This is a genomic window from Shinella sp. SUS2, from assembly GCF_001262505.1.
Taxonomy (GTDB): domain Bacteria; phylum Pseudomonadota; class Alphaproteobacteria; order Rhizobiales; family Rhizobiaceae; genus Shinella.
Map to the genome: position 1 here is coordinate 231,257 of NZ_KQ410729.1, position 23,488 is coordinate 254,744.

The following is a 23,488-nucleotide window of genomic DNA, read 5'->3' on the forward strand; positions in this document are numbered from 1 at the left end:
CCCCGGGCGCGATTTCGTTGCTGCATTTCCAGCCGGCTGTTGTCAGGCCGCGTCGTCCTTCGCCCAGGCGTCGAAGCAGCAGGACGACTGGAATTGCGCCGGGGTGGTGTGGTGATCGACGAGATGATGCACCACGCCGCTGGCAAGCCGCAGCCGGGCTTCTTCGACGAAATAGGCGTGCGGCAGGTCCAGCCCGCTCTCGGCACGTATGGTTTCGGCGAAACGATCGAGAAATTCGGGAGATTTCGGGTCGGAACCCGTCTGCATTGCCTCTTGTGCTGCAATCTTCATGACTGCTTCCTCCATGGACTCATGCAGCAGGCATTATACCACGGAAGGCGTAGGTCTGTAATCACAAGGCAGGGAGGGCCGGCCTTCAGGGCCAGCGCACCACCGGGGGAAGCGAGGAGAGGATCGACTCGACATTGCCGCCCGTCTTGAGGCCGAAGATCGTGCCGCGGTCGTAGAGCAGGTTGAACTCGACATAGCGGCCGCGCCGCACGAGCTGTTCGTCGCGGTCTTCTTCCGTCCAGCCCTTGTTGAAGTTCGACCGCACGATCTTCGGATAGACCATGGCGAAGGCGCGCCCGACATCCTGGGTGAAGGCAAAATCGGCATCCCAGCCGCCAAGCTCTTCCAACGAATGCAGCCAGTCGTAAAAAATGCCGCCGGTGCCGCGCGGTTCATTGCGGTGCTTCAGGAAGAAGTAGTCGTCGCACCAGGCTTTGAATTTCTGGTGATCGGCGACGGGATGGCGGTTGCAGGTGATCTCCATCGCCTTGTGGAAGAGCGTGGTGTCCGGATCGTCCATCATGCGGCGGCGGTCGAGCACCGGCGTCAGGTCCGCACCCCCGCCGAACCAGCGGCTGGTGGTGACGACCATACGCGTGTTCATGTGCACGGCGGGTACGTTGGGGTTCACCGGATGGGCGATGAGCGAGATGCCGGAGGCCCAGAAACGCGGGTCCTCGCTCGCGCCGGGAATCTGGCCGCGAAACTCGGGCGAGAATTCGCCATAGACGGTCGAGGTGTGCACGCCGACCTTCTCGAAGACGCGGCCTTCCATCATCGACATGCGTCCGCCGCCACCTGCGCCGCCCTCGCGCAGCCAGTCCTTGGCGACGAAGCGGCCGGGCTGCATGTCGGAGAGCGGCCCTTGCAGGTCGTCCTCAAGCGCCTCGAAGCTGGCGCAGATTGCGTCGCGCAGCTGCCCGAACCAGGCCTGCGCGGCGGTCTTCTTCTCTTCGATGTCCTCGGGCAGGCCTTTCGGCAGGTCTGGTCGTTCCATGGTGCTTCCCGCTGGCGGGCAGCCCGCCGAATCGTATTTTCGCCACAGTCCAAAACTTTGCGCCATTTGGCAACCGCGGGCGGGGCATCGGCTGGGGACGACGGGACTCGCAAAACGCGCGGGGGCGGCTTATCTTTCCTCCGTTGAATGTGCTGCCAGGAGGAAATCTGCATGGCGCGTGTTCCCGGTCCGCCCCCGCTTGAAGGGCTCCGGCGCCGTATCGAGCGTCGCCGTCGCGAAAAACCCGCCCGCGAAGGCCATTTCGTCCGCGAGACCTTCTGCCTCGACCGGCAGGCGGCGCGGGAGAAGGCGCGTGAATGGTTCGACCTCTGGCCGAAGGCCGCCTACTGGACCGAGGTCGAAAGCTGGCGCGCCATGGAGGGCGACCGCATCGAATTCACGATGCGCCGCCTGCCGAGCGCCGATTGACGGTTCACGCCGCAAGGGCGACGTGCCGGCTTTCCTGTGTCCGGCCACCGTAACCCCAGCTGTCCATCGCGATATCGCGGATGACCACATAGGTCACGGGATCGAGGTGTGCGCCCAGCGTCTCCGCAAGCAGGGCATAGGCGGCGGCGATGAAGCGGGCCTTTTCCTCTGCCGTGTTGGTGCCCTCGCTGATCAGGATCTCGAAATGGCCGGCCACCTTCTGCCGTCGCGCGCCGATAGTCCAGTTGGCGATCGGCGTTCCCTCGACGAGGACGGCGGTCGCTTCGGCGCGCTTGCCGAGCAGCGTGACGGCAAGGCGGGTCGCCTCGTCCTGAAGGTGCAGGCGCTCGCCGTCCGTCAGGTTCTTGCCGGCGAGGCGGATGTGGAGGAAGGGCATGGTCGTCTCCTGTCTCGTGTTGACGGAAGGAGCCTATTGCGCGACTATTGTTTTTAAAATTGAGAAGCATTGCCGGTATGGTTTTGGAAAACTGAATGGTCTCTCCGCGCAACTTCGACATGGACGTGCTGCGCACCTTTGTCACGGGCGTGCGCCTCGGCAGCTTTGCGAAAGCCGCGGAGGCGCTGGGGCGGACGCCGCCGGCCGTCAGCCTGCAACTGAAGAAACTCTCTGAACTCAGCGGTCAGACGCTTTTCGTCAAGCAGGGCCGGGGCCTTGTGCTCACCGATGCCGGCGAAGCCTTGCACGACTATGCGGTGCGCATTCTCGACCTGAACGACGAGGCGATGATGATGCTGGGCTCCAGCCGGGCGCTCGACGGCTGGCTGCGGCTCGGCATCCCGCAGGACTTTGCGGAGACCTCGCTGCCGCCGGTGCTCGGCCGCTTTTCGCGGGCGCACCCGAAGCTGCGCGTCGAAGCGCGGGTCGATCGCGGGGCCAAGCTGGTGGCGGCGGTCGAGCGTGGCGATCTCGACATGGCCGTCACCTGGGGCGGCCAGAAGAGCGCCCATTGCCGGCACATCGCCACCCACCCGGTCGTCTGGATCGCGGCCGTCGACCATGACATCTCCGCCGGCGCGCCGGTGCCGCTCATTGCGTTCGATCCACCCTGTACGTTCCGGGCGGCGGCCGTCGAGGCGCTTTCTGCGACCGGACGGGAATGGCGCCAGGTCTTTTCCAGCCCCGGGCTTGCGGGGCTCTGGGCGGCGGTGACGGCCGGGCTCGGCGTGACAATCCGCACGACCACGGGCATGCCGTCGCATCTGCGTGTGCTCGACCCGCAACAGGCGGGGCTACCGGTGCTCGGCAGTATCGACCTGATGCTGCACACGGCCGAAGCACAGCCGCCCGCGCCGGTCGGACGGCTGCGTGACATCCTCCTCGAAATGCTCGTGATCCCCACCTGACACGACCGTGATCGGCAAGTTCGATTGACGGCGACCCGCCGCGCCCCTATCTTGCGGCCATCGTCATCAACAGAAAGGCGCCGTTGCGGTTCAGAAGCACGGCTCACAGTCCTTGTTCGAACTCGCGATTGCTGTCTTCCTTATCCTCTTCAATGGGGTCTTTGCCCTTTCCGAACTTTCCATCGTTTCTGCCCGAAAGCCGCGCCTGAAGACCATGGCTGCGCAGGGCTCGCGTGGTGCTGCGGCCGCGCTGAAGCTGGCGGACCACCCCGGAAAATTCCTCTCCACCGTCCAGATCGGCATCACCCTCATCGGCATTCTCGCCGGTGCCTTCTCGGGTGCCGCGCTCGGCGGACGCCTGCGTGACATCCTCTATGCCGAGGGCGTGCCGGACTGGCTGGCCGATCCGCTCGGCTACGGTATCGTCATCTTCATTATCACCTATCTGTCGGTGGTGGTCGGAGAACTGGTGCCTAAGCAGATCGCGTTGAAGAACCCGGAGCGTTTTGCTGCGCTCGTCGCGCCCGCCATGTCGCTGCTCTCGAAGATCGGTGCCCCGGCGGTCTGGATCCTCGATGCCTCGACGCGGTTGATCTTCCGTCTGCTTGGCCAGCATCAGGTCGCCGAAAGCATCGTTACCGACGAGGAAATCAAGACCATCGTCGCCGAGGCGGAAGCTGCCGGTGTCATCGAGGGCGGCGAAAAGCTGATGATCGCCGGCGTCATGCGCTTCTCCGACCGTGAGGCGCGCGGTCTCATGACCCCGCGCAACGATGTCGACTGGATCGATCTCGGCGACACGGTGGAGGAGATCCACAAGACCCTGACCGACAGCCCGCATTCCCGCCTGCCGGTCGCCGATGGCGGGCCGGAGACGATCGTCGGCATCGTGCAGAAGCGTGAGTTGCTTTCGGCCCTGTTGAACGGCCAGCCGCTGGACATCCGCAGCTTCGTGCGCCCCGCGCCGATCGTGCCCGATACGATGGATGCCATGCGTGTGCTCGAAACGCTGCGCAATTCCGAAGTGCCGATCCTGCTCATCCATGACGAATACGGCCACTTCGAAGGCATCATCACGCCTGCCGACGTGCTGGAGGCGATTGCCGGCGTGTTCCGCGCCGATATCGAGGAAGGCGACGACGATTATGCGGTGCAGCGCGAGGATGGCTCCTGGCTGATTTCTGGCTCCATGCCGATCGACGAGATGGCCGACCGTCTCGGCCTGCAGCTGCCGGCCCGCCGCAGCTACCAGACCGCGGCCGGCCTCGTCATCGAATCGCTGCAGAAGCTGCCGAAGACCGGCGAGATCACGGAAACCCAGGGCTGGCGCTTCGAGGTCGTCGATATGGATGGTCGCCGCGTCGACAAGCTGCTCGCCACGCGGCTGGATTAATCCGACACCACAAATGCGGTTGCGTCCCGCTGAGGATCAGGGCTCGAGCAGTCTCGGGCCCGGGCCTTCGGCCGCCAGTTCGTCCAGCGGGTTGCGCAACGGGCATTCCTGCAATGACAGGCAACCACAGCCGATGCAGCCGTCCAGCTGGTTGCGCAGCTTGGTGAGGCGGGCGATGCGCTCGTCGAGTTGGCCACGCCAGTTTTCCGAAAGCCTGCGCCAGTCGAGACCCGTCAATGGCCGGTCGTGCGGCAGCACCGACAGGGCCTCAGCAATCTCCGAAAGCGGAATGCCGGTGCGCTGCGCCACCTTGATCACCGCCACGCGGCGCAGGATGCCGCGTGGATAGCGCCGCTGGTTGCCACGGTTGCGCTGGCTGTGGATCAGCCCCTTCGCCTCATAAAAATGCAGGGTGGACACTGCGATCCCGCTGCGCTCGGCGACCTCGCCGACGCTGAGTTCCCGGGGCATTCCGCTCTTCGGACATTTTTCCGTCATCGCTGTTGACCTCAACTTAAGTTGAGGTTTTATACCAGCGGCTCCTAACTTTTCCAAGACGGAGCCGACGCATGACTGAAAGACTGACCATCGCCCTCATCTATGGCAGCGGCCGCGAAGGGCGCTTTGCCGATACGATCGCGGGATGGCTGGAGCCTGAACTCTCCGCGCTTGGCTATCACGACATCATCCGTATCGATCCGGTGGAGCTGACCTTCACGCCGGGCGGTCTCGACGAGGCATCGGCCCAGCTGGTCGAAAGCCGTATCTCGCGGGCGGACGCTTTCCTGATCGTCACGCCGGAATACAACCACGCCTACCCGGCCGCGCTGAAGGCGATCATCGACAGCTGCTTCCGCCCCTGGCATGCCAAGCCGATCGCCTTCGTCTCTTATGGCGGCGTCTCCGGCGGCCTGCGCGCCGTCGAGCAGCTTCGGCTGGTCTTTGCCGAGCTGCATGCGGTGGCGATCCGCGAGACGGTAAGCCTTGCCCATGCCTGGACGCAGTTCGACCCGGTCGGCAATCCCTTCCGCCCCGGCCAGCTCAACGGCCAGCTCGCCGTGCTGATGAAACGCCTGATCTGGTGGGCCAACGCGCTGAAGGCGGCACGCATCGCAACCCGCTACGACGAGGTGGCCGCATGAAGCCAGAACACTATGCGGCAGCGGAGGTCGCGCGGTCTCCCGCCGAGACCCGGCGCAATGCGACGCTGCTCTTCATCAGCACGCTCACCATCATGTCCGGCGCGACGATTTCCGCGTCGCTGCCGGGCATCGCGGCGCGGTTTGCCGATGTGGAGAATGTCGCGCTGCTCAGCAGGCTGGTGCTGACGTTGCCGGCCGTGTTCATCGCGCTCTTCTCTCCGGCGGCCGGCTTCCTGGTGGATCGTTTCGGCCGCAAGCCGCTGCTCGTCGCCTCGCTTGCGCTGTTTGCCGGTGCCGGTGCCTCCGGGCTTTTCCTCGATACGCTGCCGGGGCTCCTCGCCGGGCGCGCCGTGCTGGGTATCGCCGTCGGCGGCATCATGACGGCGACGACGGCGCTGGTCGGCGATTTCTTTCAGGGGGCGGCGCGCGATCGCTATATGGGCCTGCAACAGGCCTTTGTCGGTGTCGGTGGCACGATTTTCCTGACGGGCGGCGGGTTCCTTGCGGAGGTCCACTGGCGCGGGCCGTTTCTGATCTACACGGTGGCGATCCCGCTGGTGCCGGCGGCGCTTGCCTTCCTGCCGGAGCCGCGACGTGCACGGCCGGCGGGTGCCGCGGCGGGGGAGGGCCGGCTCGACGGGCGGGCGGTAGCGCTGCTCGCCCTTTTGTTCCTGGCAGCGGCCGTCAACATGATCGCCTTCTACATGGTCCCGACCCAGCTACCCTTCTACCTCGAATCGCTCGGCTTTGCCGCACCGAGCCTTGCCGGTGCGGCGATCGGCGCGGGGCAGCTCGTCGGCGTGGTGAGCGCGCTCGCCTTCGCGCCCCTCCGGCGCCAGCTCGGCATCATGGGCGTCTTCGGCCTCGGCTTCGTTTCGGCCGGTCTTTCCTTCCTCCTGCTCTCGACGGCGGAAAGTTATGTCAGCGTGCTCGTCGCCATGGCCGTCTCCGGTGTCTGCATGGGCACGATCATGCCGAACTTCGCGGCCGCGGCGATGCTGCTTGCCCCTCCGGCCCGCCGCGGCCGCGTCTCCGGTCTCCTGGTTTCCAGCATCTTTGCCGGCCAGTTCCTGTCACCCATCGTCTCGCAGCCGCTGATTGCCGCATCGGGTTACGCTGGCGCCTATGCCCTTGTCGGTGCCGTCGTGCTGGTCTTCGGCATCGTGGCCTTCGCCCTGCGCTGGGTGTGGCCGGGCGATGGCTAAGGCGTTTTGGCGACCCCTGGAAAGGGGATACGTTCGGTCAGGCGAAGCCCGTCTGGCGCAGCGCCTCGCCGCAGATCATTGCGGCCGAGAGCGCGACATTGATGGAGCGTTGCCCCTCGACCATGGGAATGAGCACGCGTCCATCCGCCCTGTCGTGGACGTGATCGGGAACGCCGGCGCTTTCGCGGCCGAACAGCAGGATGTCCGTCGGCTGGTAGGCGAAGTCCGTATAGCGCCCGGCGGCCTTGGTGGAGGCGAGCACCAGGCGGCGGCCGCTCTCTGCCCGCCACGCCTCGTATCGCTCCCAGTTGACATGTCGTGTCAGCGTCACGGCGGCAAGATAGTCCATGCCCGCACGCTTGAGGCTGCGGTCGGAAATATCGAAGCCGGCCGGCTCGATGAGGTCGACCGAAAGGCCAAGGCAGGCGGCGAACCGCAGGATCGTGCCGGTATTGCCGGCAATGTCGGGCTGGTAAAGGGCGATGCGGAGTGTAGACATGCGGTTTCGCCTACAGCAATTCCGGCCGGGGTGCGAAGCGGTTTGTCTTCAAAATTGCGAAAAGACAAGAAGGGTGCGCCATCCCGCCTCGCGGCGAAAAGCGGCAGAGGGGGCGCCCGGATGTGGCGACACGGCAACAGAATTGGCCGGAAAGACGAAATTGCGACAAAGTGGCTGGCAAATTGCGGCGTTTCGGGTTAACCAGAGCCATCTTCAACGCGAGAAAAGGGAGGACCACTATGGATACCATGTATCGACCACGCCTCCCGGCTGGAATCACGCCTCTTCTCGCGTAGGCGTTTCGCCACCAAGATTCCCTTCGTTTCTTCTTTTTACTTCGTCGTGTGACGCTTTTCGTCGCCCCACGGCAATCCTACCGGAACCCCGTTCCTGACCGCGCTCATTTTGCGCCGTCCGCGCCGGTTCCGTCTTTCTATTACGGAGAAAGCCATGTTCGGCTGGTTCGAAAGACGTTTGAATCCCTATCCTTCCGAGGCGCCCTCGCTGCCTCCGAAGGGCCTTTTCGCCTTCCTTTGGCACTATACGCGCCCGGCTGCGCCGTGGCTTGCGCTGCTCGGCTTCTGCTCCATGGTGCTCGGCATTGCGGAAGTCGTGCTGTTCCAGTTCCTCGGCAGTATCGTCGACTGGCTTTCGGCCGGTGACAAGACGACGTTCCTTGCCCGCGAGGGCGACACGCTGGTCTGGATGGCGGTCCTGCTGCTCGTCGTCATCCCGGGGTTTGGCGCGCTGCACACCATGACCATGCACCAGGCGCTCGCGGGCAATTTCCCGATGATCGCCCGCTGGCAGATGCATCGCTACCTGATCCGCCAGAGCATGACCTTCTTCTCCAACGAGTTCGCCGGCCGCGTGTCGACGAAGGTGATGCAGACGGCGCTTGCGGTGCGTGAAGCCGTCATGAAGATCATCGACGTCTTCATCTACGTGGTGAGCTACTTCATCTCGATGATCGCGATCATCGCCGCGGCGGACCTGCGTCTGGTCGTGCCGCTGCTCGTGTGGTTCGTCGCCTATGTCAGTATCCTGCGCTATTTCGTGCCGAAGCTGATGGTGATCTCGCGCGAGCAGGCCGACGCGCGTTCGATGATGACGGGCCGGATCGTCGACAGCTACACCAACATCGCGACGGTCAAGCTGTTCTCGCATGCCGGGCGGGAGGAGAGCTATGCCCGTGAAGGCATGGACGAGTTCCTGCAGACCGTTCACAAGCAGATGCGGCTGATCACCCTGTTCAATATCCTGATCGACATCAACAATGTCGTCACGATGTTCTTCACGGCGGGCATCGGCATCTACTTCTGGATGACGGGCGATGTCTCCGTCGGCGCGGTGGCAGTCGCCATCGGCCTCGTCATGCGCATCAACGGCATGTCGCAGTGGGTGATGTGGGAAGTGACCGCGCTCTTCGAGAACATCGGCACGGTCTATGATGGCATGGGCATGATGACGCGTCCGCACGACATCAAGGATGCGCCGCAGGCGCCCGCCTTGCCTGCCGCCAAGGGCGCGATCAACTTCGACCATGTCCGCTTCCACTACGGCAAGAACAAGGGTGTGATCGAGGATCTGTCGCTGTCGATCGGGGCGGGGGAGAAGGTCGGCCTTGTCGGCCGCTCCGGCGCAGGCAAGACGACGCTGATGAACGTGCTGCTGCGGTTCTACGACCTCGAATCCGGCAGGATCACCATCGATGGCAAGGATGTCGCCACGGTGACGCAGGACAGCCTGCGTTCGCAGATCGGCGTGGTCACCCAGGACACCTCCCTGCTGCACCGCTCGATCCGTGACAACATCGCCTACGGCAAGCCGGACGCTGACGACGCCGAGATCATCGAGGCAGCCAAGCGCGCCAATGCCTGGGACTTCATCGAAGGCCTCACCGACCAGCAGGGGCGCACGGGCCTCGATGCCCAGGTCGGCGAGCGCGGTGTCAAGCTCTCCGGCGGCCAGCGCCAGCGTATCGCGATCGCCCGCGTCTTCCTGAAGGACGCGCCGATCCTGGTGCTGGACGAGGCAACCTCGGCGCTCGATTCGGAAGTCGAGGCGGCGATCCAGGAAAACCTCTTCGCTCTCATGCAGGGCAAGACGGTGATCGCGATCGCCCATCGCCTGTCGACGCTGACGGAGATGGACCGCCTCATCGTGCTCGACAAGGGCCGTCTCCACGAGACCGGCACCCATGCCGAACTCGTCGCCATGGGCGGCATCTATGCCGACCTCTGGACCCGCCAGTCCGGCGGCTTCATCGCCGACGACGCCGAGGCGGAAGCGGCGGCGGAATAGTCGGGCAGAAGGCACCCCTTTCCAGCAGAAGGGGTGCCTTCCTCAAGCGAGCAATCTTCGCGCGCGATGCCCTTCCACCTTTCCAATCTTTAATTTGTCGCCCGTCAAAAACCGCCTATATCGATGGCATGATCTTCCGCCCGCTCTTCTCCTGGTTCGAGAACTGGATTCAGCCCTTCGCGCGGCGGGATGATCTTCGTCCGCCGCAGGGGCTTCTCGCCTTCATCTGGTTCTATGTTGGCCAGGCCAGGGCGCCGTTTGCGGCGATGCTGGTGCTCGGCGGCGTGACCGCGGGCATCGAGGCGGCGACCTTCTGGTTCGTCGGGCGGCTGGTCGATATCCTGGCGACGGTGAAGCCGGGAGACGGGTGGGGCGGGCTTATGGCCGCGCATGGGCCGGAGCTTCTGCTGATGCTCGGCCTCATCGGCCTCGTTCGCTTCGTGATCACCTTTCTCACCGCGCTCGTCGACCAGCAGGTCATCACGCCCGGCTTTTACAATCTCGTGCGCTGGCAGTCCTATGTGCATGTCGCGCGACAGTCGCTGTCCTTCTTCCAGAACGATTTTTCCGGGCGCATCGTCACGAAGGTCTGGTCGGCGGGGCAGGCGACCGGCGACGTCATCACCTCCTTCATGGAAAGTGTCTGGTTCGTGACGATCTACACGGCCTCGACGCTGGTGCTGCTCGGCGGGCTCGACTGGCGGCTTGCCGCCGTGCTCGGCGTGTGGCTCGTGGTGTTTTCCGTGCTGGCACGCTATTTCGTGCCGCGCATCCGCGAGCATTCGCGCCAGACCGCCGAGGCCGCGTCGATGCTGAGCGGCCGTATGGTGGATGCCTACTCCAACATCCAGACGCTCAAATTGTTCGGCCGCGACGAGGCGAACGACCGCTACATGCGCAGCGGTTTCGATACTTTCCAGACGACGACGCTCGATTTCACGTGCTTCCTGACGGGCGTGCGTGCCTCGATGGCCTTCGTCTCCGGCCTGATGATCGTCGCCATGGCCGTGCTCTCCATCCATCTTTGGCTTGGCGGCGTTGCCAGTTCCGGGGCCGTCGCCTTTACCATGGCGCTGGTGCTGCGGCTGAATTTCCTGCTCAATCGCCTGATGACGCAGCTCAACAGCATCATGCGCAATATCGGCACGATCCAGAACTCGGCCGATCTCATCTCCCAGCCGATCGGCCTTGTCGACAAGTCGGATGCGATGGAAATGAAAGTCGCGCACCCGGACATCCGCTTCGAGGCCATCCGCTTCCACTATGGCCGCAAGTCCGGCGTCATCGACGACCTGACGCTGTCGATCCGGCCCGGCGAGAAGGTCGGCATCGTCGGCCGGTCCGGTGCCGGCAAGTCGACGCTGGTCAATCTTCTGTTGCGCTTCTACGATCTTGAGGGCGGGCGCATTCTCGTCGGTGGGCAGGATATCGCCACCGTCACGCAGGAGAGCCTGCGCGCCAATATCGGCATGGTCAGCCAGGATACCGCGCTCTTGCACCGCTCCATCCGCGACAACATCCTCTTCGGCAATCCCGACGCCAGCGAGGACGAGATGATCGAGGCGGCGCGAAAGGCCGAGGCGCATGATTTCATCCTCACGCTGGAAGACCAGCGTGGGCGCAAGGGGTACGATGCCCATGTCGGCGAGCGCGGCGTCAAGCTTTCAGGTGGTCAGCGCCAGCGCATCGCCATTGCCCGCGTCATGCTGAAGGATGCACCGATCCTCGTGCTCGACGAGGCGACCTCGGCGCTCGATAGCGAAGTCGAGGCGGCGATCCAGTCGAACCTCGAGCGGCTGATGCGCGGCAAGACGGTGCTCGCCATCGCGCACCGCCTCTCCACCATCGCCGCGCTCGACCGGCTGATCGTCATGGATCGCGGCCATATCGTGGAGGAGGGGACCCATGCGGAACTCGTCGCGCGCGGTGGTCTCTATGCGGATCTCTGGTCGCGCCAGTCGGGCGGTTTTCTCGGCCATGAGGAAGCGGCGCAATAAAGCCGCGGGGCGTCGTCCTTCGCATGCTTTTTGAGCCGGGAAGCGCTGGAGGTTCAAGGCGATGCCTGCGCCTTGTCAAGATGCTCCGTTTTTCCCGCGACAATGTGCCCACCTCCCCTTGCCAAGGCTGGACATAATTTGCGATCAAGCATAGAACGCGCCGGATTGACGGGGAATCTATGGCCGTATTGTGTCCGGATTTGACCGGTTTCCAAGGGGCGTGGCGGGTTTCCGCAGACTTTGCGTGAGAGGATGGTTTAGCCGTGAGCGAACACGAGACATCAAGCGAATCCCTGGGCGAGCCCACTCGCCGCGATTTCCTTTACCTGACCACCGGGATGGCTGGCGTCGTGGGCGGCGTCGCGGTTGCCTGGCCGTTTATCGACCAGATGCGTCCGGATGCGTCGACGCTGGCGCTTGGCGCCATCGATGTCGATGTCTCCAGCGTGACCCCTGGCATGTCCTTGACCGTCAAATGGCGCGGCAAGCCGGTCTTCATCCGCAACCGCACGGACAAGGAAGTCGAAGAGGCCAAGGCCGTTCAGCTTTCCGACCTCAAGGACGCTGTTGCCCGTAACGCCAACATTGCTGCCGACGCCCAGGCGACGGACCTCGACCGCTCGGCGGGCGTGGGCAAGGAAAACTGGATCATCATGGTTGGTGTCTGTACCCACCTCGGCTGTATTCCGCTCGGCCAGGCCGGCGATTTCGGCGGCTGGTTCTGTCCCTGCCATGGTTCTCACTACGATACCGCTGGTCGTATTCGTAAGGGTCCGGCCCCTGAGAACCTTGCTGTGCCGACCTTCTCGTTCGTATCCGACACAGTCATCAAGATCGGTTGAGGGGACACCTGATAATGAGTGCTGAACATTCCACCTACCAGCCGACGACTGGCATCGAAAAATGGGTCGATTCGCGCCTGCCTCTGCCGCGCATGATCCATGACAGCTTCGTGTCCTACCCGGTTCCGCGCAACCTGAACTATGCCTACACCTTCGGCGCCATGCTGTCGGTGATGCTCATCGTGCAGATCCTGACCGGTATCGTGCTGGCCATGCACTATGCCGCCGAAACCTCCGTCGCGTTCAACTCTGTCGAGAAGATCATGCGCGACGTGAACCACGGCTGGCTGCTGCGCTACATGCACGCCAACGGCGCGTCCTTCTTCTTCATCGCGGTCTATCTCCACATCGCCCGCGGCCTCTACTACGGCTCCTACAAGGCGCCGCGCGAAATCCTCTGGATCCTCGGCGTGGTCATCTATCTCCTGATGATGGCGACCGGCTTCATGGGCTACGTTCTGCCCTGGGGCCAGATGTCCTTCTGGGGCGCGACCGTTATCACCGGCTTCTTCTCGGCCTTCCCGTGGGTCGGCGAGTGGATCCAGCAGTTCCTGCTCGGCGGCTTCGCGGTCGACAACCCGACGCTGAACCGCTTCTTCGCGCTGCACTACCTGCTGCCGTTCATGATCGCCGGCGTCGTCGTCCTGCACGTCTGGGCGCTGCACGTCACCGGCCAGACGAACCCGACCGGCGTCGAAGTGAAGTCCAAGACCGACACGGTCGCCTTCACGCCCTATGCGACGCTGAAGGACGCCCTTGGCGTTTCGGTCTTCCTGATCGTCTTCGCCTGGTTCATCTTCTACATGCCGAACTATCTCGGCCACCCGGACAACTATATCCCGGCTGACCCGCTGAAGACCCCGCCCCACATCGTTCCGGAATGGTACTACCTGCCGTTCTACGCGATGCTGCGCGCCATCACCTTCAACATCGGCCCGATCGACTCCAAGCTTGGCGGCGTCCTCGTGATGTTCGGCGCGATCATCGTGCTGTTCTTCCTGCCCTGGCTGGATACGTCCAAGGTCCGTTCGGCTGTCTACCGCCCGTGGTACAAGCTGTTCTTCTGGATCTTCGTGGCGAATGCCATCCTGCTCGGTTGGCTTGGCGCCATGCCGGCGGAAGGCATCTACGTCATCCTCTCGCAGCTCGGTACGCTCTACTACTTTGGCTTCTTCCTCGTCCTCATGCCGATCCTCGGCCTGATCGAGACCCCGAAGCGCATTCCGAATTCGATCACGGAAGCGGTTCTGGAAAAGAAGAACGCCAAGGCGGCCAAGGCCTGATAGCGAGCGACGAAAGGAACCATGACAATGAAAAAGCTTGTTGCAGGCATTCTGTCGCTCGCACTCGTCGCCGGTCTCGGCGTCTCCTTCGCCACGGCGGAAGAGGCGGCGCCCGCCGGTGGTGCCGAAGCGGAACACGCCGCCAGTGCCACACCCCACTACCCGATCCACAAGCCCAAGCAGCAGGAATGGTCCTTCGCCGGCCCATTCGGCAAGTATGACAAGGGCCAGCTCCAGCGCGGCCTGAAGGTCTATACCGAAGTCTGTTCTGCCTGCCATTCGATGAGCCTCGTCTCCTTCCGCACGCTGGAAGGCCTCGGCTACTCGGAAGCCCAGGTGAAGGCTTTTGCAGCGAACTACGAAGTGCAGGACGGCCCGAACAGCGACGGTGAGATGTTCACCCGCAAGGCTGTGCCGGCCGACTACTTCCCGTCGCCCTACGCCAACCACGAGGCGGCTGCCGCTTCGAACAACGGCGCCGCTCCGCCGGACTTCTCGCTGATCGCGAAGGCACGCGGCATCACCCGCGGCTTCCCGCAGTTCGTCTTCGACATCTTCACCCAGTATCAGGAAGGTGGCCCGGACTACATTTACTCGCTGCTGACGGGGTACGATGAAGAGAAGCCGGCGCATATCGAAGTCGGCGAAGGCACGCACTACAACCCGTACTTCGCAAACGCTGCGGCGCTCGCCATGGCAAAGCCGATCTCCGACGACCAGGTCACCTATGACGACGGTTCGCCGCAGACGGTCGACCAGTATGCGCATGACGTCTCCGCCTTCCTGATGTGGGCCGCAGAGCCGCACCTGGAAGAGCGCAAGCGTACCGGCTTCATGGTCATGGTCTTCCTGGTGATCTTCACCGGTCTGATCTACCTGACGAAGAAGTCGGTCTACGCGAACAAGGAAAGCTGAGCGGCTCCGTCGCTCTGTCGAAAGGCGGCCCTCGGGCCGCCTTTTTTGTTGTGAGGGGCTGCGGCACCTGCAATAACCGGAGAAAGCCCTCCGCAGTCGGAATTCCCATGTCTACACTCGAAAACGAACTCGTCGCCGCGATCCGCAACATCCCGGACTATCCCAAGCCCGGCGTGATGTTCCGCGACATCACCACGCTCCTCGGCAATCCGCGCGCCTTCCGCCGTGCGGTGGATGAGCTGGTGCACCCCTATGCGGGCATCGGCGTCGCCAAGGTCGCCGGCATCGAGGCGCGCGGTTTCATCCTCGGTGGCGCGATGGCGCACCAGCTGTCGACGGGCTTCGTGCCGATCCGCAAGAAGGGCAAGCTGCCGCACGAGACCGTGCGCATTGCCTACAGCCTGGAATATGGCGTGGACGAGATGGAGATGCACAAGGACGCCATCAAGCCGGGGGAGAAGGTCATCCTCATCGACGACCTGATCGCGACCGGCGGCACGGCGGAGGCTGCGGTGAAGCTGCTGCGCCAGATCGGCGCGGATATCGTCGCGGCCTGTTTCGTCATCGACCTGCCGGAACTCGGCGGGCGCAAGAAGCTCGAAGCGCTCGGCGTGGAAGTGCGCACACTCGTGGCGTTCGACGGGCATTGAAGGCAGCTGCCGGCTGTCTGAGGTGGCGGTGTCGTTCCTCATCCGGCCGCCGCCACCTTCTCCCCGCAAGCCGGGCGAAGGGATAGGCCGTGCCGGTTTCTCAACTGACGATGTTTGCGGCGCACATCTTCTCTCCCCGCTGCGGGGAGAGGGTCAGGGTGAGGGCAAAGCGAACGGGCGGTTCAGACGAATTCCAGAACCGTGCTCTCGAAGCGAATGACCGGTTCGCCGTTCTGGTTCCTTCCCGCGCACAGGATCGTATTGATCAGCCGGCCCGGCCGTGAGGCGAGTTCGCGCGAGGCGGTCAGGGTCACCGAATAGGTGATCGTGTCACCGGCAAAGACCGGCTTCAGCCAGCGCAGGTTCGTGAAGCCGGGGGAGGGGCCGAGGTTTGGGGGCGTGATGCCTTCGCGGGCGAGGCGTTTGCATTCGCCCGCCCAGAACGGCACGAAGCATTTCATCCAGCCGGCGGAGGAATGCCAGCCGGAAGCGCAGAGGCCACCGAAAAGCGCCTGCTTGGCCAGCTCCGCGTCGAGATGGAAGGGTTGCGGGTCGAAATCCCCTGCGAAGCGGATGATGTCTTCCGCCGTGAAGGTGAGGTTGCCGATTTCGACGGCCTCGCCGAAGGCATAGAGCTCAGCCATGCGCATGGTTGGCTTCCTTTTCGGCAAGGCGCATCATGTTGATGTATTCGCAAAGGGCGACCGTTTCGCCGCGCTGGTTCGTCACCGTGGCGCGCATGCGCACGATGCCGATTTCGGGACGCGAGCGTGAGGTGCGGGCATCGAGCACTTCGCAGTGGCCGCCGAGCGTATCGCCTGCCAGCACCGGGCGCTTCCATTCCATCAGGTCGACGCCGGGCGAGCCTTCCGAGGTGGAGCCGTCGATATAGGCTTCGAAGAGCATGCGCATCATCACGGCGCTGGTGTGCCAGCCGGAGGCGGCAAGGCCGCCGAGAATGCTTGCGCGACCGGCGGCCTCGTCCATGTGCATCGGCTGGGGATCGAATTCCGTCGCGAAGGCGACGATCTCGGTTGCCGTGAGCGTGCGCTTCGTGAAGTCGAAGCGCCGACCCGGCGTGAAGTCTTCAAAGGTGTAGTTGGCCACGTCGCGATCCGTTCTGTTGCGGGGGGACAATGGCGAGGGTGTCCGGCTTTTGCAAGCGCCGGCGGAATTGGCGGGACGCCATGTCCTTCAAGCGCAAAGAAAAACCGCCGCCCCAGCCGGGGACGGCGGTCTCGAATGGAGGCTGTCGGGTCGTCTTACGTGTTGAAGCGGAAGTGGATGACGTCGCCGTCCTGCACCACGTATTCCTTGCCTTCGTCGCGGCCCTTGCCGGCCTCCTTCGCGCCGACTTCGCCCTTGTAGGCGATGTAGTCGTCATAGGAGATGGTGAAGGCACGGATGAAGCCGCGTTCGAAATCCGTATGGATGACGCCGGCCGCCTGCGGGGCCTTGGTGCCGCGCACGATGGTCCAGGCGCGGGTTTCCTTGGGGCCGACGGTAAAATAGGTGATAAGGTCGAGCAGGTGGTAGCCGGCGCGGATCAGCCGGTCGAGACCCGCTTCCTCAAGGCCGAGCGCCGAGAGGAATTCGGCGGCTTCCTCTTCCGGAAGCTGGGCGACCTCGGATTCGATCGCTGCCGAGATGATGACGCATTCGGCGCCCTGTTCCTTCGCCATGGCGGCGACGGCTTCGGTGTGCGTGTTGCCGGTCGAGGCATCGGCCTCGGCGACGTTGCAGACATAGAGAACCGGGTGGGAGGTGAGGAGGTTGAGGCCCTTCAGAACCTCGATTTCCTCGGGCGCCAGCGTCTTCAGGAGCAGGCGGGCCGGCTTGCCCTCGTTGAGCAGCTTCACCACGGCTTCCATGATCGGCAGCTGCGCGAGGGACTCCTTGTCCTTGCCGGTGGCGCGCTTGCGGGTCTGTTCTACGCGGCGTTCCAGGCTTTCGAGGTCGGCGAGCATCAGCTCGGTCTCGATCGTGTCGGCATCGCCGACCGGGTTGATGCGGCCCTCGACGTGGGTGATGTCGTCATCCTCGAAGCAGCGCAGCACATGCACGACGGCATCGACTTCGCGGATGTTGGCGAGAAACTTGTTGCCGAGGCCTTCACCCTTCGAGGCGCCGCGCACGAGGCCGGCGATGTCGACGAAGGAGATGCGGGTGGGGATGATTTCCTTGGAACCGGCGATGGTGGCGAGCGCCTTCATGCGCGGATCGGGAACAGCCACTTCGCCGGTGTTCGGCTCGATGGTGCAGAAGGGGTAGTTTGCCGCCTGGGCGGCCGCCGTCTTGGTCAGCGCGTTGAAGAGGGTCGACTTGCCGACATTCGGCAGACCGACGATACCGCATTTGAAACCCATGGAAGTGGTCCATTCGTCTTAAGAAAATCGTTGCCCTCGCTATGGGGGATGGCGGGGGCAGGGTCAAGGCCTTCGGCCATGCAGGGCCTTGAAGTCGCCTCTCCTGCGGGGCACAATGGGGCTCACACCGCTCGGAGCCGGAATACGAGGAGCTTCCCATGAGCAATGGTGACACGACCCTCACCCCGAAAACCGTGACGGAGCCGAAGCTGGAGCGGCCGAAGCTCTACAAGATCATTCTCGTCAACGACGACTACACGCCGCGCGAATTCGTGACGCTGGTGCTGAAGGCCGTCTTCCGCATGGCGGAGGAGACGAGCTATCGCGTCATGATGACCGCACACAAGATGGGCACGGCGGTGGTGGTCGTCTGCGCCCGCGACATTGCCGAGACCAAGGCGAAGGAAGCGACGGACCTTGCCAAGGAGGCAGGCTTCCCGCTGCTCTTCCAGACCGAGCCGGAGGAGTAGTCAGTCCGGTGTGGGACGGCGGATCTGGAAGCCGGTCTTGTCCTGCCGGAAGCCGCAGCTCGTGTAGAAGGCATGGGCTTCGCTGTCGCCCCGGCCCGTCAGCAGCATGACCTTGTAGCAGCCGGCCGCCCAGGCCGTATCGATCGCATGCCGGATGACGGCACGGCCGAGGCCCCGCCGGCGGGCGGTGTGGTGGGTGACGACGTTCTCGATCAGCGCATAGGGGGCGCCGCCCCGGGTGAGGTTCGGCACGATGACGAGCGTGCAGGAGGCGAGCGGCTTTTGCCTGTCCGCGGCGACGAAGATCGTCATGACGGGCTGGGCGAGGATTGCGGCGAAGCGATCATGCGCCGTTGCCGCATCCAGCGGCGGATCGGCAGGATTGAGTTCGGCATAGAGCGCGAGCAGCCCCGGAAGATCGCCCGGTTCTGCGGGGCGCAGGTCCACGTCCGCAGCCATCCTAGTCGCCCTTGTTGCCGAGCAGTTTCTTCAGCATCTCCGCCATCGGCCCGGTCGTCGGCAGGATCTTCGGCTGGGCGTGGTTGCGCGCCTGGCGGATATGGGATTGGCCGGCCGGTTTCTGTGCGGGCGTCTTTTCCGCTTCCGGCTTGCTGCCGGTGGCGAGCGCCAGCTTGTTCATCAGCTGCGAATCCTCTCCCCGCACCAGCATGTCGGCATTGAGGGCGAGCTCGTCGAGCAGCGGGTCGAGCCAGCTATGGTCGACCTTGGCGAAATCGCCGAGCACATGGTTGGTGACGAGTTCCTTGGCGCCCGGATGACCGATGCCGAGGCGCAGGCGCCGATAGTCCTTGCCGCAATGGGCGTCGATCGACTTGATGCCGTTGTGCCCGCCATGGCCGCCGCCGACCTTGATGCGCGCCTTGCCCGGCGCAAGATCCAGTTCGTCGTAGATCGCGACGATGTCCTTCGGCGCCAGCTTGTAGAAGCGCATGGCCTCACCGACGGATTCGCCCGACAGGTTCATGAAGGTCTGCGGCTTGACGAGCAGCACCTTCTCGCCGGCAAGCTCGCCTTCGGAGATTTCTGCCTTGAACTTCTTCGACCAGGGCGAAAAGGGGCTCTTGCGGTGGATCGCGTCCAGCGCCATGAAACCGATATTGTGGCGGTTGCCCGCATATTTTGCGCCCGGATTGCCGAGCCCCGCGATGATCTGCATGGAATGGTCCGCAAAATGGATCTGTCCGGCCTTCACCACCGCGAAAGCGACCGGAAGTCAACCGTCCGCATTCATTTCTTCGCGCCACCATCGGCCGTGCGCGGATTCGGCGGCAGGCCGTAGGCTGTGTAGATGCGGTCCTGCTCACCGCTGACGATGAGCTGGTCGAGCGCCGCCTGCAGCCGCTTGATAAGCGCGGGTGGGGTCTGCTTGTGGCAGGCGAGGCCATAAATCTGGCCGGCCATCAGCATGGCCTTTTCAACCGGCTGGCCCTGGTTGATAAGGTTCTCATAGGTCTTGATCGAGGTCGGCATCAGGTCGATGCGGCCGGAGAGCAGCTTGCGCACCGAAATGTCGATGTCCGCTGCAAGGTCGATCTTTTTAAAACCGAGGCCCTCCAGCGCTTCGACGGCAAAATCGCCACGCTGCGAGCCGACATTCATGGCAAGCGCGTCCTGCAGGTTTGCCGGCCCCTTGCTGCCATCCTTGCGCTTCAGCAGCACCATTTCGTCTTTCAGCAGCGGATTGACCCAGGCGAAGCGATCGGCGCGCTCCCGGTTGTAGCCAGTCGTGAAGACGCAGTTCATCGGCTGGCTTTCGGCCATCGCGAAGGCACGAGCCCAGGGCATGATCTCGATCGTGTAGTCGACGCCGGCGGCCTTTGCCATTGCCTCGACCTGCTCGACCGCGATGCCGGTGATCTTGCCGTCCTTGGAATAGTTGAAGGGTGCGTATTCCTCCGTCACGAAATGCAGCGTTTCGGCGAGCGGCGCTGAAAAGTGGGCGAGCGACAGGCAAAGCGTCAAAAGCAGCGTCTTCATCGTCTCGTCCTCAGTCTTTCATCAGGAGGCAGCGGCGCGGCGCTCCGGCCTTTCCGTCATCGTGAATTCGTCCAGTTTCTCCAGGAGCGCGTCAAGCGGAAGAGGACGGCTCAGGAGATAGCCTTGGCCGAACTCGATCTGCATGGACTGGAGGATATCCCACTGTTCCGTCGTCTCGATGCCCTCCGCCACGACCGCACAACCCATCTGGTGCGAGATCGTGCGGATACCCTCGATCAGCATGCGGCTCTTGCGGCGCACGTCCGGCTGGTCGGAAGAGAGCGAGCGGGTGAAGGACTGGTCGACCTTGACGATATCGACGGGAAAACGGTTGAGATAGGACAGCGAGGAATAGCCGGTGCCGAAATCGTCGAGTGCGATGCGGCAACCGAGATCGGAAAGTGCGTCGAGCACCTCGCGCACGATGGGATTGTCGAGCATCAGTACGGCCTCGGTGATTTCCACCACGATGCGCGACGGTGTGACGCCGTGTTCCAGGAGCAGGGCGGCAAGGCGGGCGGGCAAAGCGGGCTCGAACTGCAGGGGCGAGAAGTTCACGGCAAGATAGCTGTCGGCAAGCCCATCGAGCTTTGAAATGACGGCGAGGCTGGCGATCGACTTCGAGAGGATGGTGTCCCCGATGCGGCTGATCGAACCGTTCTCCTCCGCAATGCCGATGATCTCGGCCGGCGGCAGCAGGCCGCGCTCGGGGTGGCTGAGACGCATCAGGGCCTCGAAACCGGCGACGCGTCCGTCAGCGAGCGAAACGATCGGCTGGAGATGGGCGACGAACCAGTCGTCGCGCAGGCCCTGGTCGATGAACTGCTCGGTTTCCAGCCGCTTGCGGGCGATGTCCACCATATTGTTGTCGAAGAGCTGCACGCCGTTCTTGCCGCTGCGCTTGCGCGCATACATCGCCATGTCCGACTTCTGCAGCAGGCAGGCCGCCGTCGAGGCGTGGTCTGGATAGACGGCGACGCCGATGCTGGCGCTGACTTGCAGGTCCGCGCCGTTGATGGTGAGGGGCGTGCGCAGGCTCGCAACCAACCGTTCGCTGACATCCATGGCGAGCTGCCGCGCGTTCGGGGCGGCGAGCAGGATGGCGAATTCGTCGCCGCCGAGCCGGGCGATGCGGTCGCCCGCACGCAGCTGCCGGCGCAGGCGTGTCGCCACCTGGCAAAGCACGTCGTCGCCGGCGGCATGGCCGAGGTTGTCGTTGATCCACTTGAAGCGGTCGAGATCGACGAAGAGGCAGGCGAGCTGCTGGCCGAGCCTGTCGGCGGTGCCGATCAGCTCATCGAGCACCGATTCGAAGCCCTGCCGGTTGAGCAGGCCCGTCAGGTGGTCGGTGATCGCCTGGTGATGGTTGCGGTTCTCCGCCTCCTTGAGGTCGGTGACGTCGGTCATCACGGAGAGCGACAGCGCCTGGCGGTGGCTGCTGGCAGCGGCGCCGGTTTCCAGGATCAACACGTCGATCATGCTGCCATCGGCGCAGCGGAAGCGGACGGTCGCCTCGCAGATGCCGCCATTGGCGTTGTTCTCGTCATGGCGCCTGCGATAGGTCTCGCGCCAGTCCTCGGCAACGAAGTCGGTGAACTCCTGGCCGATCACCGCGGCGCGGCGATAGCCGGTCGCGGTCAGCCAGTAGTCGCTGACCGCGGTGATGCGGTTCTCCGCGTCGATGGAGAAGAGCATGGCCGGCGTGAGATTGTAGATGTCGGTGGCGCGGGCATGAGCGAGCTTCAGCTCCTTCTCCTCGCGCTCCAGCTGGCTCTGCATCTCGTTGAAATTGTGGGCGAGGGCGCCCATCTCGTCGCTCGATGTCCAGTCGACATGATGGCGCGAGCCGAGCCGGCGTGTCGCCTCGATGGCGGCCGTCAGCCGCATCAGCGGGCGGATGACGGTGATGCGGTTGCCGATGATGGCGGCGGTAAAGAGTGTCGCCACGGCAAAGAAGAAGATGGCGAAGATGCTCATCTCGTCCGTCGAGAATCGCGAGAGCAGGCCCTCCTTGCGGATCCAGATTTCCGCCGTACCGACCTTCTTGATGCCGTCGTTCGCCTTGTAGAGGATGTCGGTCTTGACGATCGAGCGGGCGTCGTCCGGGTCGGGACGCGTCGCGGGCTTGCTGATGTCGATGACATCCGAGGTGTCACGCACATGGACGAAGGAGATGTCGGCATCTGCCTGCAACGCGCTGACGATCTGGTCGATGCTGTCCTTGTCGAAATCCCACAATGGCTTGCCGAGTGCCTGGACGTTGGCCTCAAGCAGCACTTCTGTGTTCTCCAGGCGCTCCCGCGCGACGCGGTCGGAGGAAAGGATCAGGAAAAGTGCGAAGAGCGGGGCGACGAAGATGAACAGGGCGCCGATGACGATGGCAATGAAGCGGCTTTCCACCGAATGCATTTTCATGCCGGTTGCCCCCATGCCATGATGCCAAGCCCGCCCATAACGCCCCTCTTTGGCTTTCGCCATCTGTGAGGCTTAGATTTTCATCAAAGTCTTAAATGTTGCTGAAATCGCCGTCCGGAAAAGTGCTGAAAATTCAGGCCTCACGCCACGGTAGTGGCGGAAAGCGGGCAAAGAAAAGCCCCGCATCCGTCGGGATGCGGGGCTTTCGAAGCCGTCAGAACGGAACCGATTACTCGGATGCTTCCGTTGCTTCTTCTTCCTTCACGCCGGCAGCCGGGACAGCGATCGTGGCGATCGTGAAGTCGCGGTCGGCGATGACCGGGCTCGTGCCCTTCGGCAGCTTGACATGCGAGATGTGGATGCCGTCGCCGACCTTCAGGCCGGCCAGGTCAGCCGTGATGAATTCCGGAATGTCGCCGGCCAGAGCATGCAGTTCGACAGCGTGGCGAACGATGTTCAGGACGCCGCCGGCCTTGATGCCCGGGGACTTCTCTTCGTTGACGAAGTGAACCGGAACTTCGACGACGACGTGGGTGTTGCCCGAAACGCGCAGGAAGTCGACATGCATCGTGAAGTCGCGGACCGGATCAAGCTGGTAGTCCTTCGGCAGTACCTTGATCTTCTCGCCGTTGACGTCGATCGTCGCAACCGTCGTCTTGAAACCGCCGGCGTGGATACGCTGCGTGACGTCCTTGGTCGACAGGGCGATGGAGAGCGGGGCCTGCTTGTCGCCGTAAATGACTGCGGGAATAAGGCCGTTGCGGCGAAGTTCACGGGAGGACCCCTTACCAACCCGTTCGCGCGTCTCGGCCTTGAGCTCGTAAGTGTCGTGGCTCATGGCTTTACCTTTCGTGTGTTACTGGAGAGCCCTTCGCAGGCAGGGATCGCCCTGCCGCCGCAAAAAGCTTGAGGATTTCGTGAAAGCCT

At 63.7% G+C, this 23,488-nt stretch carries 25 protein-coding genes; 12 read left to right on the forward strand and 13 right to left on the reverse strand.

The window, feature by feature from the left end; genetic code table 11:
- Positions 1–42: 42 nt before the first annotated feature.
- Positions 43–291, reverse strand: a complete 249-nt coding sequence (locus tag AKG11_RS13145) for a hypothetical protein (RefSeq protein WP_024271235.1) — start codon at positions 289–291, stop codon at positions 43–45.
- Positions 292–376: 85 nt separating this feature from the next.
- Positions 377–1,288, reverse strand: a complete 912-nt coding sequence (hemF, locus tag AKG11_RS13150) for an oxygen-dependent coproporphyrinogen oxidase (RefSeq protein ID WP_050744183.1) — start codon at positions 1,286–1,288, stop codon at positions 377–379.
- A 171-nt stretch (positions 1,289–1,459) separates the two neighbouring features.
- Between hemF and AKG11_RS13155 the strand changes: the two genes are divergently transcribed.
- On the forward strand, positions 1,460–1,717 hold the full coding sequence (locus tag AKG11_RS13155) for a hypothetical protein (protein ID WP_050744184.1): 258 nt from the start codon (positions 1,460–1,462) through the stop codon (positions 1,715–1,717).
- A 4-nt stretch (positions 1,718–1,721) separates the two neighbouring features.
- On the opposite strand, the gene AKG11_RS13160 is transcribed toward AKG11_RS13155, so the two are convergent.
- On the reverse strand, positions 1,722–2,114 hold the full coding sequence (locus AKG11_RS13160) for a tautomerase family protein (protein ID WP_050744185.1): 393 nt from the start codon (positions 2,112–2,114) through the stop codon (positions 1,722–1,724).
- Between the two features lie 95 nt (positions 2,115–2,209).
- Between AKG11_RS13160 and AKG11_RS13165 the strand changes: the two genes are divergently transcribed.
- Positions 2,210–3,082: a LysR substrate-binding domain-containing protein gene (locus AKG11_RS13165; protein ID WP_050744186.1), complete on the forward strand. Its 873-nt coding sequence runs from the start codon at positions 2,210–2,212 to the stop codon at positions 3,080–3,082.
- A gap of 112 nt (positions 3,083–3,194) precedes the next feature.
- Positions 3,195–4,475 carry a hemolysin family protein gene (locus tag AKG11_RS13170; protein WP_023516297.1) on the forward strand — a complete coding sequence of 427 codons (1,281 nt, stop codon included), beginning with the start codon at positions 3,195–3,197 and terminating at the stop codon, positions 4,473–4,475.
- Between the two features lie 36 nt (positions 4,476–4,511).
- Here AKG11_RS13170 and soxR read toward each other — a convergent pair whose 3' ends face one another.
- Positions 4,512–4,946, reverse strand: coding sequence for a redox-sensitive transcriptional activator SoxR (soxR, locus tag AKG11_RS13175; RefSeq protein ID WP_272789817.1), 435 nt, complete (start codon positions 4,944–4,946; stop codon positions 4,512–4,514).
- 98 nt (positions 4,947–5,044) lie between these two features.
- On the opposite strand from soxR, the gene AKG11_RS13180 reads away from it, so the two are divergent.
- Positions 5,045–5,617, forward strand: a complete 573-nt coding sequence (locus tag AKG11_RS13180) for an NADPH-dependent FMN reductase (protein WP_023516299.1) — start codon at positions 5,045–5,047, stop codon at positions 5,615–5,617.
- Positions 5,614–6,822, forward strand: a complete 1,209-nt coding sequence (locus tag AKG11_RS13185) for an MFS transporter (RefSeq protein ID WP_082342421.1) — start codon at positions 5,614–5,616, stop codon at positions 6,820–6,822. The genes AKG11_RS13180 and AKG11_RS13185 overlap by 4 nt, the downstream gene beginning before the upstream one ends.
- Positions 6,823–6,859: 37 nt before the next feature.
- Here the strand turns inward: AKG11_RS13185 and AKG11_RS13190 are convergent, their stop codons facing one another.
- Positions 6,860–7,321: a tRNA (cytidine(34)-2'-O)-methyltransferase gene (locus AKG11_RS13190; protein WP_024271237.1), complete on the reverse strand. Its 462-nt coding sequence runs from the start codon at positions 7,319–7,321 to the stop codon at positions 6,860–6,862.
- A gap of 450 nt (positions 7,322–7,771) precedes the next feature.
- On the opposite strand from AKG11_RS13190, the gene AKG11_RS13195 reads away from it, so the two are divergent.
- The 6 genes from AKG11_RS13195 to AKG11_RS13220 all read left to right on the forward strand — a co-directional run bounded on the left by AKG11_RS13195 (position 7,772) and on the right by AKG11_RS13220 (position 15,312).
- Complete coding sequence (locus AKG11_RS13195) at positions 7,772–9,625, forward strand: ABC transporter ATP-binding protein (protein WP_024271238.1); 1,854 nt, start codon at positions 7,772–7,774, stop codon at positions 9,623–9,625.
- A 128-nt stretch (positions 9,626–9,753) separates the two neighbouring features.
- The gene (locus AKG11_RS13200) at positions 9,754–11,622 is read left to right on the forward strand and encodes an ABC transporter ATP-binding protein (RefSeq protein ID WP_082342422.1); all 1,869 of its coding nucleotides are present in this window, start codon (positions 9,754–9,756) and stop codon (positions 11,620–11,622) included.
- 263 nt (positions 11,623–11,885) lie between these two features.
- On the forward strand, positions 11,886–12,464 hold the full coding sequence (gene petA / locus AKG11_RS13205; RefSeq protein WP_023515767.1) for a ubiquinol-cytochrome c reductase iron-sulfur subunit: 579 nt from the start codon (positions 11,886–11,888) through the stop codon (positions 12,462–12,464).
- Positions 12,465–12,478: 14 nt separating this feature from the next.
- Entirely contained in the window at positions 12,479–13,747 is a 1,269-nt protein-coding gene (locus AKG11_RS13210; protein WP_024271239.1) for a cytochrome b, read from the forward strand.
- 27 nt (positions 13,748–13,774) lie between these two features.
- Positions 13,775–14,662 carry a cytochrome c1 gene (locus AKG11_RS13215; RefSeq protein WP_050744235.1) on the forward strand — a complete coding sequence of 296 codons (888 nt, stop codon included), beginning with the start codon at positions 13,775–13,777 and terminating at the stop codon, positions 14,660–14,662.
- 107 nt (positions 14,663–14,769) lie between these two features.
- A complete protein-coding gene (locus AKG11_RS13220; protein ID WP_023513604.1) occupies positions 14,770–15,312 on the forward strand; it encodes an adenine phosphoribosyltransferase in 543 nt (180 codons plus the stop codon).
- Positions 15,313–15,494: 182 nt separating this feature from the next.
- Here AKG11_RS13220 and AKG11_RS13225 read toward each other — a convergent pair whose 3' ends face one another.
- The 3 genes from AKG11_RS13225 to ychF form a co-directional block, all read right to left on the reverse strand.
- Positions 15,495–15,962 carry a MaoC family dehydratase gene (locus AKG11_RS13225; RefSeq protein WP_023513605.1) on the reverse strand — a complete coding sequence of 156 codons (468 nt, stop codon included), beginning with the start codon at positions 15,960–15,962 and terminating at the stop codon, positions 15,495–15,497.
- A complete protein-coding gene (locus tag AKG11_RS13230; RefSeq protein ID WP_050744236.1) occupies positions 15,949–16,419 on the reverse strand; it encodes a MaoC family dehydratase in 471 nt (156 codons plus the stop codon). Before AKG11_RS13230 ends, AKG11_RS13225 begins: the two co-directional genes overlap by 14 nt.
- A gap of 155 nt (positions 16,420–16,574) precedes the next feature.
- Positions 16,575–17,678: a redox-regulated ATPase YchF gene (gene ychF, locus AKG11_RS13235; protein ID WP_023513607.1), complete on the reverse strand. Its 1,104-nt coding sequence runs from the start codon at positions 17,676–17,678 to the stop codon at positions 16,575–16,577.
- A 158-nt stretch (positions 17,679–17,836) separates the two neighbouring features.
- Between ychF and clpS the strand changes: the two genes are divergently transcribed.
- Complete coding sequence (gene clpS, locus AKG11_RS13240; protein WP_050744188.1) at positions 17,837–18,148, forward strand: ATP-dependent Clp protease adapter ClpS; 312 nt, start codon at positions 17,837–17,839, stop codon at positions 18,146–18,148.
- On the opposite strand, the gene AKG11_RS13245 is transcribed toward clpS, so the two are convergent.
- From AKG11_RS13245 to AKG11_RS13265, 5 genes are all read right to left on the reverse strand, one after another.
- On the reverse strand, positions 18,149–18,607 hold the full coding sequence (locus tag AKG11_RS13245) for a GNAT family N-acetyltransferase (protein ID WP_050744189.1): 459 nt from the start codon (positions 18,605–18,607) through the stop codon (positions 18,149–18,151).
- Position 18,608: 1 nt separating this feature from the next.
- Complete coding sequence (gene pth / locus AKG11_RS13250; RefSeq protein ID WP_050744237.1) at positions 18,609–19,325, reverse strand: aminoacyl-tRNA hydrolase; 717 nt, start codon at positions 19,323–19,325, stop codon at positions 18,609–18,611.
- Between the two features lie 71 nt (positions 19,326–19,396).
- Positions 19,397–20,146, reverse strand: coding sequence for a substrate-binding periplasmic protein (locus tag AKG11_RS13255; RefSeq protein WP_050744190.1), 750 nt, complete (start codon positions 20,144–20,146; stop codon positions 19,397–19,399).
- Between the two features lie 21 nt (positions 20,147–20,167).
- Positions 20,168–22,561, reverse strand: a complete 2,394-nt coding sequence (locus AKG11_RS13260; RefSeq protein ID WP_371260073.1) for an EAL domain-containing protein — start codon at positions 22,559–22,561, stop codon at positions 20,168–20,170.
- Between the two features lie 229 nt (positions 22,562–22,790).
- The gene (locus AKG11_RS13265) at positions 22,791–23,399 is read right to left on the reverse strand and encodes a 50S ribosomal protein L25/general stress protein Ctc (protein ID WP_023513613.1); all 609 of its coding nucleotides are present in this window, start codon (positions 23,397–23,399) and stop codon (positions 22,791–22,793) included.
- Between the last annotated feature and the right edge of the window lie 89 nt (positions 23,400–23,488).